This is a genomic window from Halovulum sp. GXIMD14793, from assembly GCF_054457435.1.
The window spans coordinates 1-11,977 of record NZ_JBTLNE010000082.1 but is presented as its reverse complement, the minus strand read 5'-3'; the positions used below and the strand labels follow the sequence as shown (position 1 = coordinate 11,977).

The 11,977-nt window shown below is 59.8% G+C and carries 15 protein-coding genes and 2 pseudogenes; 7 read left to right on the top strand and 10 right to left on the bottom strand.

Annotation, left to right across the window (positions count from 1 at the left end; translation table 11 throughout):
• A pseudogene (locus tag ACW9UQ_RS17260) lies at nucleotides 1-115 on the bottom strand (IS5/IS1182 family transposase); the annotation flags it as partial.
• Nucleotides 69-359, bottom strand: coding sequence for a hypothetical protein (locus tag ACW9UQ_RS17255; protein WP_458932245.1), 291 nt, complete (start codon nucleotides 357-359; stop codon nucleotides 69-71). The pseudogene ACW9UQ_RS17260 and the gene ACW9UQ_RS17255, both read right to left, overlap by 47 nt.
• 144 nt (nucleotides 360-503) lie before the next feature.
• Here ACW9UQ_RS17255 and ACW9UQ_RS17250 point away from each other — a divergent pair, with 144 nt between their 5' ends.
• Nucleotides 504-1,316, top strand: coding sequence for a quinoprotein dehydrogenase-associated SoxYZ-like carrier (locus tag ACW9UQ_RS17250; protein WP_458932244.1), 813 nt, complete (start codon nucleotides 504-506; stop codon nucleotides 1,314-1,316).
• Nucleotides 1,317-1,449: 133 nt separating this feature from the next.
• Nucleotides 1,450-2,013 (top strand): hypothetical protein, encoded by a 564-nt coding sequence (locus tag ACW9UQ_RS17245; protein ID WP_458932243.1) that lies wholly within the window; start codon nucleotides 1,450-1,452, stop codon nucleotides 2,011-2,013.
• A gap of 75 nt (nucleotides 2,014-2,088) precedes the next feature.
• Here the strand turns inward: ACW9UQ_RS17245 and ACW9UQ_RS17240 are convergent, their stop codons facing one another.
• The 8 genes from ACW9UQ_RS17240 to ACW9UQ_RS17205 all read right to left on the bottom strand — a co-directional run bounded on the left by ACW9UQ_RS17240 (nucleotide 2,089) and on the right by ACW9UQ_RS17205 (nucleotide 8,285).
• The gene (locus ACW9UQ_RS17240; RefSeq protein ID WP_458932242.1) at nucleotides 2,089-3,060 is read right to left on the bottom strand and encodes a hypothetical protein; all 972 of its coding nucleotides are present in this window, start codon (nucleotides 3,058-3,060) and stop codon (nucleotides 2,089-2,091) included.
• Between the two features lie 118 nt (nucleotides 3,061-3,178).
• Nucleotides 3,179-3,943 (bottom strand): sensor histidine kinase, encoded by a 765-nt coding sequence (locus tag ACW9UQ_RS17235; protein WP_458932246.1) that lies wholly within the window; start codon nucleotides 3,941-3,943, stop codon nucleotides 3,179-3,181.
• Nucleotides 3,944-4,096: 153 nt separating this feature from the next.
• Complete coding sequence (locus ACW9UQ_RS17230; RefSeq protein ID WP_458932241.1) at nucleotides 4,097-5,260, bottom strand: MFS transporter; 1,164 nt, start codon at nucleotides 5,258-5,260, stop codon at nucleotides 4,097-4,099.
• 44 nt (nucleotides 5,261-5,304) lie between these two features.
• The gene (locus tag ACW9UQ_RS17225; RefSeq protein ID WP_458932240.1) at nucleotides 5,305-5,865 is read right to left on the bottom strand and encodes a helix-turn-helix domain-containing protein; all 561 of its coding nucleotides are present in this window, start codon (nucleotides 5,863-5,865) and stop codon (nucleotides 5,305-5,307) included.
• Nucleotides 5,866-5,946: 81 nt separating this feature from the next.
• A complete protein-coding gene (locus tag ACW9UQ_RS17220) occupies nucleotides 5,947-6,597 on the bottom strand; it encodes an ATP-binding cassette domain-containing protein (protein ID WP_458932239.1) in 651 nt (216 codons plus the stop codon).
• Entirely contained in the window at nucleotides 6,582-7,328 is a 747-nt protein-coding gene (locus ACW9UQ_RS17215) for an ABC transporter permease (protein ID WP_458932238.1), read from the bottom strand. Before ACW9UQ_RS17215 ends, ACW9UQ_RS17220 begins: the two co-directional genes overlap by 16 nt.
• A complete protein-coding gene (locus ACW9UQ_RS17210) occupies nucleotides 7,321-7,785 on the bottom strand; it encodes a substrate-binding domain-containing protein (protein ID WP_458932237.1) in 465 nt (154 codons plus the stop codon). The genes ACW9UQ_RS17215 and ACW9UQ_RS17210 overlap by 8 nt, the downstream gene beginning before the upstream one ends.
• Nucleotides 7,786-7,787: 2 nt before the next feature.
• On the bottom strand, nucleotides 7,788-8,285 hold the full coding sequence (locus tag ACW9UQ_RS17205; protein ID WP_458932236.1) for an ABC transporter substrate-binding protein: 498 nt from the start codon (nucleotides 8,283-8,285) through the stop codon (nucleotides 7,788-7,790).
• A 174-nt stretch (nucleotides 8,286-8,459) separates the two neighbouring features.
• Here ACW9UQ_RS17205 and ACW9UQ_RS17200 point away from each other — a divergent pair, with 174 nt between their 5' ends.
• From ACW9UQ_RS17200 to ACW9UQ_RS17180, 5 genes and pseudogenes are all read left to right on the top strand, one after another.
• Nucleotides 8,460-8,870, top strand: a complete 411-nt coding sequence (locus ACW9UQ_RS17200; protein ID WP_458932235.1) for a response regulator — start codon at nucleotides 8,460-8,462, stop codon at nucleotides 8,868-8,870.
• Nucleotides 8,871-8,885: 15 nt separating this feature from the next.
• On the top strand, nucleotides 8,886-9,164 hold the full coding sequence (locus tag ACW9UQ_RS17195; RefSeq protein ID WP_458932234.1) for a response regulator transcription factor: 279 nt from the start codon (nucleotides 8,886-8,888) through the stop codon (nucleotides 9,162-9,164).
• A gap of 62 nt (nucleotides 9,165-9,226) precedes the next feature.
• Nucleotides 9,227-9,412 (top strand): annotated as a pseudogene (locus tag ACW9UQ_RS17190) (FIST N-terminal domain-containing protein); the annotation flags it as partial.
• Nucleotides 9,413-9,420: 8 nt separating this feature from the next.
• A complete protein-coding gene (locus ACW9UQ_RS17185; protein ID WP_458932233.1) occupies nucleotides 9,421-10,332 on the top strand; it encodes an FIST N-terminal domain-containing protein in 912 nt (303 codons plus the stop codon).
• A gap of 14 nt (nucleotides 10,333-10,346) precedes the next feature.
• The gene (locus ACW9UQ_RS17180; RefSeq protein WP_458932232.1) at nucleotides 10,347-11,834 is read left to right on the top strand and encodes a PAS-domain containing protein; all 1,488 of its coding nucleotides are present in this window, start codon (nucleotides 10,347-10,349) and stop codon (nucleotides 11,832-11,834) included.
• Nucleotides 11,835-11,977: the final 143 nt, after the last annotated feature.

Sequence of the window (11,977 nt, the reverse complement as noted above, 5' to 3'; positions counted from 1 at the left end):
CGTAAAACTGACACCATAGCCTGATAGACGCGAGTTTGATCATGGCCATGAAGTTGGCTGAAGTTTTTTCATAGCGTGTTGCGATCCGGCGGAATGAGGCTTTGAGCCGCCCAAAGACCATCGGCCACCTCAACCACGGAAATCGGCGCGACGGTGTTGATGGACGCGCACCGTGTTGCCTGCAGGGTCAGGCCGGGATGCAAGTCCAGCCATTGGGCGGCCCGGGGCTGTGCCGTCGCCTCGCACTGTTCCTGGCTCAGTTTCGCCGGAGACGGCACAAGGCGGTCGGCACAGATATCCGCGTCCGAGGTCAGACAGACCGACAGGATCAGCTCAGCAGCAAATAACAACTCTTCCATATCGACAATTCCCCTGATCGCGGCGCTATTGTTGCCAAATTCGGCATCGCAAGGCTGTGTAGCGCCAAGAATTCGGTCCGGCTCAATTTACAAACTTCTCAGATCCATGCAAAATATTGATGCTCTGACATGGGAATTTGCGTCATGAAATTACCTGTTCTTGGAACCGCTATCCTGCTGCTTGCAACCGGTACCCTTGCCGAAGGGGTCCGGAATCCGTTGGTGGACGGCGAAACCTGGGCAGATTTGCGGGGCGATGTTGTCGGGGATACAGAGATCCGCGATGGGACCGATTTACTGAGTTTCGAAGCACCTTACCGCGCCCATGATGCCGCAACGGTGCCTGTGCATCTGCAGCAGGATCCGCTTTCCACTGACAGGGTCGAGACGCTGACCCTGATTGTGGATGAAAACCCAGCGCCGGTGGCTGCGACCTTTACGCTTGGCGAAGGCATGGGGCACCTGGATTTCGAAGCACGGCTTCGGGTCAACGCCTATTCCAATGTCCGCGCCATCGCCAAAACCACCGGGGGTGACACCTTGATGGTCGGGCGGTTTGTCAAAGCCTCTGGCGGATGCTCTGCCCCTGCGGGCAAAGACCCCGAAGTCGCGGCAGCCACGATGGGGCAGATGCGGTTCCGCGACATGTCCCCGCAGGGTCAGGCGGCAACAACACGTCGGCATGCCAAGCTGCAGGTGCTGCATCCGAATTTCTTGGGCCTGCAGCGTGATCAGGTCTCGCTGCTGCTGATCCCCGCGCATTTTATCTTGGAGCTTGAGGTAATGCAGGGGGATGAGCTGTTGTTCCGGCTGGAAGGCGGCATTTCCATCGCCGAAAATCCGACCTTTGAGTTTCGTTACACCGATAATGGGGCCGAAACGATCCAGGTGCGCGCCGTCGATACCGATGGCAACAGCTGGCAGCAGAGCTTTGCCAAAAGCACGGTTGATGGCTGACGGTTCGCCACTGACCTAACTTGCAAGGCCTGACCCGCGCTGCGGATTTTTCACAGCTTTGTCAGACAGTTCGCCTCGACACCATCGCCGCTTGTGGGTAGCACTCTGACCGGGTGCGCAGATGAGGGCAAGGATGAGACGTGTCGCTAGATTGTTGTTGATTGGCATGGCGCTGGTGCTTAGCGCCTGCGGTGCAAGTGGCCCGATCGGACCTGAGATCGCCTCGGACCAGCAGATCACACAGCTGGCCAAGGGCCTCAGCACGCTTGGCCCCGATATTGATCCGGAGGAGGCAGAGCGCGCGGCTCGTATCGCCTACCAACACACTTACGAGCTGGCACAACGCTACCGCATCACCGACGCGCCGCTGGTCCACAATACCAAGGTCAATATGGGCCTGAAGCCGCGCGGCCTGTGCTACCACTGGGCCGATGATATGGAGGCACGGCTGCGGCAGGAGGGATTTCGCACCCTGCAACTGCACCGCGCCATTGCCAATTCAGACAACCCGTTCCGGATTGAGCACAGCACCGTCATTGTCAGCCGCCGCGGCGACGGCATGTTCAACGGTATGGTGCTGGATCCGTGGCGTAAGGGCGGGCGGTTGACCTGGGTGCTGACGGCAAGGGATCCGGATTATCGCTGGAAACCACGCCAGCAGGTGTTCCGTGAAAAGGGGCTGATCCCTGCGAAGTGATGCAGGGCGCAGCTAGGCCGAATTAGACCGTCGCGGCGTTCCATACAGACCGGCTTCAGGCATCCCCGCCAAACGTCAAAAACACAAAATCTCCGCCTCAGCCTGCGCCCGGCGAAGTTCGGCCACCGACGCATTGGCCGGGACGGAACGGAACAGCATGTAGCGTTCGCCACCATTCTGGCGCAACTGCAGCACAGCCTCGGCCGCGACGTATTTCTCATATGGCAAAATGCTTGCAATCACGTCGATAGAGCAAGAGCACGACTGTAGCGCTGTGCGTGTCTGGCCATTCACCGCCATACAGCCAAAAACATAGTCGGCCCGGGCCAGCGTCGGGTAATCGTTATAGTCCTGCGCCGCCACAGGGGCGGCAGCAAGTATCAATGCAAGGGTAAGTCTACGCATCAGCTCCCCTCCTTCAACGTGATGGTCACGGCATAGGCCAGGTCCCCCCTTGGGCGTTTGCGCCGCGAATGTCAGAAAGTAGCCTGGAACGTCCTCCGAGACCACAAAGCGCAGCTCCAGATCGGCAAATACACCCATGCGCGCGGCGTTCGGATCGGCCTTGAAGGGATGCAGGATAATCTCCTGCGTGGCGATACTGCGCCCGTCATGATCTATCGTTACGGCCTGCACCTCCCCGCCGCTGCGCAACGTGTCGCGCAGGCGGTTGCGGATGTAAAACGGACTGCCACCCGTGATCGCAGACATGGAACGGAGCGTGGATTCCATAAAGGCCATCACCACCGGATTTCCGGCGCTGGCAGGCGAGTCATCGAGAACCCGCTTGCGGCCATCGGCGGTCATGGTCAGTTCCACCACCCGCTGCTGGCCATCGCGCGCAGCCAGTGTCAGCGTCACGGCGCCCTCGCGGATCGGAAGAAAGTTGTCTTGCTCGGGACCGCTGCGGGTGTGGATGTAGTGCACAACCGTGTTATCGGGCAGATCGGTCAGGATACCTTCGGCAAAGATCGCCTCGGCGGCGGGGCCGGCAGCGGCCCCTGTGGCAAAGGTCATCAGTACGATGGCGATCAGATGTTTGAACACGTTTGGTCTCCCTTTTGGCAAGACAGTCCTATCCTGTCTTTTGCAGTCCGGATATCCGACCTTCGCGCTGAATGCGGTTGCACAAACCCAATGCATCGCCCCGGCCATCGACAAGCCCTCACGGTTTCCGCCCGGTCAGCGCCCGGATGGCATCCTGTAACTTCTGAGGGTCCACTGGCTTGGCCATGACCGGAATATTCAGCGCCGCCGCCTGATGCACCGCTTTGGATCGGTCTGCAGTGACCAGCAGCGCCGGAATATCGTGCGGGGTCTGGTCGCGCACCAGGCGGATCGCATCCAGTCCGGTGTCATTGTTGTCCAACTGATAGTCGGCGATGATCAGGTCCGGCAGCACGTCCACCTCGCGGATCAGATCAACGGCGGACTGCGAACCGCTGACATCCAGCACGCCCATCCCCCAATTCTCCAGCTGGACGGTCATGGCCACCCGCATCTCGGCATCGTTTTCAACCACAAGGGCGATGATATTGCTCAGCGGGTCGGTGGGCACCTCCGCCGCCGGGACTTCGGCGCGGATCGCGTCGGCGGTCATCACATCCATATAAATACGAAAGACCGAGCCACGGCCCGGCATGCTTTCAAGTTCCAGCTTATGACCCAACTGCGCACATGCGCGCTGCACGATGGACAGGCCCAGCCCCATACCCGGCAAGCCGGAGGTTTCGTTCAGGCGCTGAAACTCCCCAAAGATTCGCTCCTGATCTTGGGGCAGTATGCCCGGCCCCGTATCCCAAACCTCAAGCAACGCGCGATTATCCTGATGCCGCACCCAAACCAGGACCCGGCCCTGACCGGAATACTTGATGGCGTTGGACACCAAATTTTGTGCAATCCGCCTTAGATAAGTGGGATCAGAGCGCACGACGGTCGAGGATGGCACAATATGCAAGGATTGGGCGTAAGGTGCGGATTGCTGTGTAAGAAAGCTCTTCAGCCGACTGTGCTTGCACAAGATATACCCAGCTGGCGAGCCGCTTAACTGCACCTGCGTGACACCTTTCGTCAGATGGCCGCGTTACTCCGCCAGCGGGTAACGGCGCCTTATCTGCATCAAAACCAGGTGCGCCAGAATTGCGCTGGCATAGATGGCCGCAACCAGCAGGAACATCGCCGATGTTCCACCATAGGCAAGTGTGCTCAGCAATAGCGGGGTCCCGATCAGATTACCAAGATTGCCGGCCTGCGCCATCAGTCCATAGGCGACGGCCTGGGCGTCGGTTTGCCGGTTCAGCTGCGGCACGGCGGCAAAACTGGCCCCTTGCACCAGCCCCAGAATGCCGAACAACACAAAGGCCAGCAGGGCGGGTTGCGCTAGTGCCAGGTTTGACAGGGCAACGGCCGTGGCCAGCCCTAAGCCAAGCAGCACAACCGCGACCGCAGACATTACGCGCAGCAGGAGCGGCACTAGCAGCAAGGAGGCGGCGATGCTGATCAGGGGCAGCAGTCCTGCGATCTCGGTGGTCTGTGTGGCGGGCATCAGGTCCGGCAGGATGGCCAGCAGCGCAACAAATGTGATGGTATAGAACAGCCAGCCGACGCCGGGGGCCGCAATGAACGGGGAGCGATAGGCGGCCATATGTTTTTGCCAAATCCCGCCGGTTGTCTCTGACTGCTGGCGCTGTCTTGGGGGCAGCAGCCATGCCGCCAGCAGCATCAGCCCCGCCAGCAGGGCAGCATGGGCCAGAAACAACACCGGCACGCCAGATGTGGCGACCAGGGGTGTGCCAAGCCATGCGGTCAGGGCAAAGGACACGCCAAAAAACGTACTCCAAAGCGTCATCGCAGCCCCCTGGTAGCGTCCCTCACTCAGCTCTGCGATCAAGGTCGGTGCGGCGACAACGATGATGAGATGCGAACCGCCCTCAATCACCCGGCTGACCAGCATCAGGGCAAAGCCGGGCAGGCTGGCCTGCCACAGCGACATGGCCGCCCCCAGTGCTAGGCCAAAGATCAGGATACGGCGCGGGCCAATCCGGTCCACCAAGCCGCCCGCAACCACACCAAGGACGGCACCCACAGCGCTGACGAGGGACAGCAGCCAGCCGATCTGGTTTCCGGCTGCAGGATAAAGCGCTCTGATGTCGGCAAGCGGCACCGCGATCTTTGAGAACTGCCCGGCAGCGGCCAGCCCGATCAGCCAGAGCAGAATAACAGCGATGATCCGGCGTGCAGTGGACATGGCCGAAGGCGTACCGCGTTCTGCCGTTATTAGCCACGCATAAACTATGCGTTCGGATGCAGACCGCTGACCAGCCGCGCAGGCGTGCCGTCCGATAGGTAGACCCGCTCCCACAGGATGCCGCCAGCGCTGATGCGTATCTCGGGATGCACTGCTCCTGAGGTGATGAAAGCCTTGGGGGCGGGGGACATATCCTCCCACCAGCCGTGATCCTCCAACTCAGCCTCGGCGGTGCGGATTTCGTCCGTTGCAAAAGGCCAGAGCGAAGTGCCAATCAAGCTGCGATCCGTCGCATCCCAGTCCTGCGCCCGGCTTTTGGAATAGGTTAGGCAAATATGGTTAGCTTCCTCGACCAGATGCAGACAGGCGGGGGAGGTTTCAACCAACCTTTTCAGGGCAGCATCATGCGCCCCGGCTGAGGTCAGCAGTGCCAGCGCTTTTTGCTGCACCGCTGGATCGGGCAGCTGCGCGCCGCTCTCCCAACGCGAGATGCTCGTTTGATTGACACTCAGCAGATCGGCCAGCGCCTCCTGTTTCAAGCCCGCAACCCGGCGCAGCCGCCGCAGGCGTTTGTGAAAGGCAGGAAGAGGCGCGAGGTGGAGCATAGGCATAGTCTCTCACAAACTGTGGGTGGATGCGAGGGAAAGCAAGTCACCCGATAGGCCGCAAAAAGGTCGTTTGAGGTTCTATTCCGCCAAGGCTGCCCGCATGGTTTGATGCAAATCGACGTCATTAGCATCCAGCGGCTGATCAATGCTCAGCGTTGCCGGGCTGCCTGAAAGGGCCAGAACGCGGCTGCATAGCCGGTTCGCTTCGTCCATATCGTGGGTGGCAAGGATCAGGCCGACATTGCGCGCCGATAGCAGTTTTTTGGTCAGCTCCAGCATCCGATCCCGGGTGTCGCTGTCCAGTGATGCGAAAGCCTCGTCCAGCAGCAACAAATCCGGCTCTGCGGCCAGCGCGCGTGCTAAGGCCAGACGTCGCTGCTGGCCAAGTGATAGTTGGCGGGGAAAGGCATCCCGTCGATCCAGCAATCCGACCTCAGCAAGCAGATGTTGCGCCAAATCAGGCGTGCAGCGGGTCGGCAGGGTGATGTTGGCCAGCGCCGTGCGCCAGGGCAGCAGGGTGGGTTCCTGAAAGACGATCGCAGTGTGGCCAATATCGGTGATCGTTCCGTCAAGGTTGGTTTCCAGCCCGGCGATCAGGCGGATCAGTGTGGACTTGCCGATGCCTGATTTTCCGACCAGGGCCACCCGCTCTCCTACGCCAATCTCGGCGTGCACCGGACCCAGCACGGGCTGTCCGGCAAAGGACTTGCCCTTCAGGTCAATCCGCATCGCGCCGCCAGCGCGTCGCGCGCCGCTCCATGGGGTGAAAGATCAGGTATTTGACTGCCAGCATTACTAAAGCGTTTCGGGATAAACCTGAGACAAAAGACTATCCTGAAACGCAGTGATAAGCCTATATGGTGTACGCGTTTCGATTTTATGTGATGTCTCAAGGTAAACTCGAAACGCTTTAGCACAAAGCTGATTGCATAGGCCAGCACATGCGGCACATCGAACAACTGGAAATAGCTGTGGATCTGAAAGCCAATACCTGAAGAACGTCCCAGAAACTCAACCACCAGAACGATTTTCCAGATCAGGGAAATGTCCGAACGGGCGGCGCTTGCCAGATGCGGTGCCAGTTGGGGCAGGACAACATGGCGCAACCGGTCGCCCGGGGGCATGTCAAAACTGCGCGCCATATCGTCCAAGGCAGGCAGGTTCAGCAACACGATCAGCCAGGGGTTCAGCCATTGATTGGCGCGTTGTGAGCGGCCCATCAGCAGCCCCAGCACCGTGCCCACCGACATCGCAATGGCAAAGGCGGCCAGGACCCGCAGCAGCGTTGCGGACAGATGCAGCCACAAGGCTCCGCTTGATGCCTCTTTAATCAGCACCTGAGACACGCGCAGCGGGCCGGGCAGGGTGTTTGGGTCGGCCGCCAGCCAGGCCGCCAGTATCCAGACCAGCAGCAGCGCGCCAGAGGCCGCGCCGATCCAGCGGCCGCGCCGATCACTCACCTTTGTAGAACACTCCGTCGGGGAAGGTCTTGGCACTGCCCATCAGCTTTTCGCCGCCCAGTTTGACCATAAGATCGAACATCTTAACGGCTGCGGCCACATTCACAGGCGTTTCGGCGGGGATACCAGCACGAAATCCTGCTTTTAGCGCCTCAAATTCTGCATCATTGGAGACCCGAATCCGCTCACGCAGCCGATCCCAGGCAGCGTCATCGCTGGCCAGGATTGCCTTTGCCTCGCGCGATGCTTTGGCCAGACCGGCCACCAGTTCGGGCTTTTCGCGCAGCATATCACCCGTGACAACATAGCCCAGCAGCGGCGTGGTGGGATCAAGTCCCAGCGCCCTGGCTGCGTCCGAAACGCTGACCAGTTCGCTAAAGCCCTTGGTCTTCATCTTGGCCAGGAAATGCCAGAAATTGATCAAGCCCGCGACCTCGCCCTTCAGCCCGGCCTGCATGATCAGTGGTGGTGCGCCAAAGACCTGCTCGGTCTCGGCGGCCAGATCAAGACCGGCTTCCTGAGCGGCATGGCCTGTATGATCAGCCAGCTTTTGTCGACCGGACCACCGGCAATGCCGATCTGTTTGCCCGCAAGATCGGCCAGTGTGTCGATGCCGCTGTCATCCTTGACCAGCAAGCCACCAACGGCGGTGGAGTAGGGGATAAACACGTAATCCTTGCCCTCGGCCCGCTGGCGCGCCACCCAAAGCCAGTCGGCGACCATCGCGTCGGCCTCGCCGCCCTGAAAGGCGACCCGCGTGGCCGGGTTTCCGGCCATGCCCTGCACCTCAAGCTTAAAGCCGTTTTTCTGGTCCAGACCGTAATGCGCGATTGTGTCCAGTTCCCAATTGACGGTGCCGGTTTTCAGGGTGGCCAGACGCAGAACCTCCTGCGCGTGGCTTAGTCCCGGTGCCAGCAGGATCAGCGCTGTGGCCAGTAATGACTTCAGTGACAGCATGATTGGCAACTCCCCTTTGGTACTTTTGATTACCTTAGCGGCGCATGTGCAGCATGGTAATACGGCACCCCGTCCAAAACCTAGTGCTTTAGTCGCATGGCCGGGGCGGGCCTTGCACAAACGATTGTGTCACTGGCGATCTTGCCTAATGATGGTCGGGAAAGGGAACCACATATGGTCACGCCGCAACAGCTTCGTTCTCAACCGCCTGCCAGAATGCCCGGCATCAACAGCGTTCTGGTGATTGACGACCATCCCCTGTTCTGTGACGCGCTGGTTCTGACATTGCGCAATGCGTTTCATCTGGCCGAAGTGAAAACCGCCAACTCGCTGGCTCAGGCCATGCAGGTTCTGAGTGATGGCGCGGTGCCCGATGCGATTGTTTTGGATCTGAACTTGCCGGACGTGTCAGGTTCCGAAGGGCTGGTGACCTTGCGCCGGCGTGTGCCTGAAACACCGGTCACCGTGGTTTCGGCGTTGATGAAACCGCGCATGGTGGCCGCTGCACTGGCTGCCGGGGCGCAGGGCTTTGTGCCCAAGGATGTGGATCGCGACCGGATGTGCGAGGCGTTTCGGATCATGTGATCCGGTGGCACCTATGTGCCCGAGAGGTATAACCCCGACGATGCCGAGGCTGACGCCCTGAACTCGCAGAAAGAGGTGATGTCGCGCCTGTCGACCCCGACCCCGCAGCAGACCAAAATCCTGCGGCTGGTCTGCGAGGGTAAGCCGAACAAGCTGATCGCCTATGATCTCTCTATCGCGGAAACCACGGTAAAGGCACATGTCACCGCTATCCTGCGCAAAGTAGGCGCGCATAGCCGGACACAGGCTGTGCTGATCGCCAAGAAAGCCCAGTTCTTCAACAGTACGCCGTGACCCCGGACCGTCGCCCTTGCTGAACCACCCTGATCCCGAAAGCCCTGACGGGTCAGGTAAAAGTGGCTTGCGTACCGCCAGATCTGACGTTCCTGGCGAAGCTGAGGCGGCCAGCCAGATCGCTGCCGCCCTTGTGGGGGGATACCGCGCTGGTGCTCTATTTCGCCTTCAGCAGCTATGACTTTGAGCAACTGGCCCGGCATATGAACGCTGCATTCGGTACGGTGCCCTGCATTGGCTGCACTACGGCTGGTGATTGTCGTCCTGCGGCTATGCCACTGGGTCGGTGGTGGCCGTTGTCTTTCCTGCCGCTCATTTTCGAATGCGTCGGCAGGTTATCGAAGGATTGCGGATGCACACCGTCTCGGACTGTATGCGGGCGGTGTGGGCGCTGGATCTGCCTGACCTTCCCCCGGGTTGGAGCCGCGTGGGCATTCTGCTGGTCGATGGTATTTCGCAACAGGAGGATGCACTGGTTGCAGCGGTGGACGCTGTGCTGCACGGCATTCCGGTCTTGGGCGGCTCTGCCGGGGATGACCTGAAGTTCCGCCGCACGGCTGTCGCTAGCGATGGCTGGGTCAATAGTGACAGTGCCGTTCTGTGTATTCTTGACACGGACTTTCGCCCGCATGAGCTGATCTTCGACCATTTCCAACCCACGCCGACCCGCATGGTGGTCACCAGTGCCGATCCTGCAGAGCGGCTGATCACTGAAATCAATGCCGAACCGGCGGCCGAGGAATACGCCTATCGCATCGGCCGCGCCGTCGATGACCTGTCACCTTTCGATTTCGCCTCGAACCCCTTGTTGGTGCGGGCAGGTGACCGCTTTCACGTCCGCTCTATTCAGGAACGCACCGAAGATGGTGCGTTAAAGCTGATGTCGGCGATTGATCCCGGTGTCACCTTGACCCTGGGCCGGGCTGAGGACATCGTGGAAGGGTTAAAGCGGGAGCTTGACCAGTTAACGCGTAAACCTGAACTGATCCTGGCCTTTGACTACATTCTGCGCCGTCTGGATGTGGAACGTCAGGAAAAAGCTCAGGCTGTATCAGACCTGTTTTCCCAGCACACCGTGGTCGGCTTCAACACGTATGGAGAGCAGCACCACGGCATGCATGTGAACCAGACCTTCGTGGGGATCGCCTTTTATCCCCCGGGCAGCTGAGCAAGGGGGCGCCGATGCTGCGGCATACCGACACCGAAACGGAGAAGATCGACAAGCTGTTGCGCATCAACGAGGCGTTGATGTCCTCCATCGATCAAAGGTCCAGCATTTCCGCCTATTCGCTGTTCCAGACCGCCACAGCACTGGAGCAGGAGGTGCAGGACCGCACGCAGGACCTGCAAACCGCGCTTGGCGATCTGTCGACGAAGAACCGCGAACTGGCTCAGGCGCAAAACCTGTCCGAAGCCTCGCGCCGCAACCTCGAAAGCGCGATCGAGGCGATGCAGGAGGGCTTTGCGCTGTTTTCCGAAGGCACGCTGGTGATCTGCAACCGGCGTTTTCGGCATCTGTTTGACGATGTCGCTGATGCGATTGTGCCAGGCATCCGTTTCGACGATTTCGCAGCGGCGATTTTGCGGTCCCAATTCCTTGATCTGGGCGAGATGAACGCAGAGAACTGGCTGAAGTTTCGCATAGACCAGTCCCGCCTGCCACAAAGCACCTTCACCATTGCGCTGAAGAATGACCGTTGGCTGCAGGTATCGCAACGTCAGACGCAGGACGACGGGATGGCGATCCTGCATACCGATGTCACCGACATGGTGCGGCATCAGCGGCGCGAGCAGGAAAAGATCATAGACGCTCAGGCCAACCTGGCGCGCGTGACCTTTGAGAATTTGATCCAAGGGTTGGCCACCTTCAATGCCGATGGCGATCTGGTCAGCTGCAACAACCGGTTTCGCATGTTGGTGCCCTTGCCTTATGCGTTGACCCGGGCAGAGGTCAGTCTTAACAGCATTGTGGATTATCTGGTCGGTCAAAGCGCGTTTCGAAGCGCCCCAGAGGCCGACATGGACTGGGAAACCGGGCTGCGAAAACGCGTTCCTATGACCGGAGAGCTGATCCGGAATGACGGCGCGATCATGGATGTCAGCTTTCAGCAATTGCCCGAAAACGGATTTATCGCGACCTTCACCGATGTCACCGCCGAGCGTGAGGTCACCCATGCGTTGAAGCTGGCCAAGGACACGCTTGAGGCGCGGGTGGCAGAGCGGACGCAGGCGCTGACCCGCGCCAATCTGGACCTGACGCGTGAGATACGCGAACGCCAAGCCTTCGAAGAAGCGCTGCGCGAGGCGAAGGAGGCGGCCGAGACCGCAAACCTGTCGAAGAACCGTTTTTTAAGGGCGGCCAGTCACGATCCGCTGCAGCCGATGAGTGCGGCCAAACTGTTCCTGTCGACCCTGCGCAGTACTGATCTGACCGATCCCCAGCGCGATATCAGCGACCGCATTGCCGGGGCATTTGCCTCGATGGAGGAATTGCTGCATGCGCTGCTGGATATCTCGCGGCTGGAATCGGGCAAGGAAGAGTTCAACTGGGCCAACGTGCCGCTATCGCGCATTCTGGAGCCCTTGCGCGATGAGTTTCACGAACTGGCCGGAGGCTATGCGACAACTGCCAATGCGGCGATCGCACGCAAGCCGTCAATCTCTGGATAGTAGCGCTGCTCCACCAGCGACCTCTCTAGAGCACCGTCCATTTAATCTGCAACATACCCGGCAGCCTTGAAGAGATTTCGGCACTCGTCTGGTGGGAAGAGGTCGCATGTTTGTGCAACGGATTTGAAAAGCGCTTCGAAGGT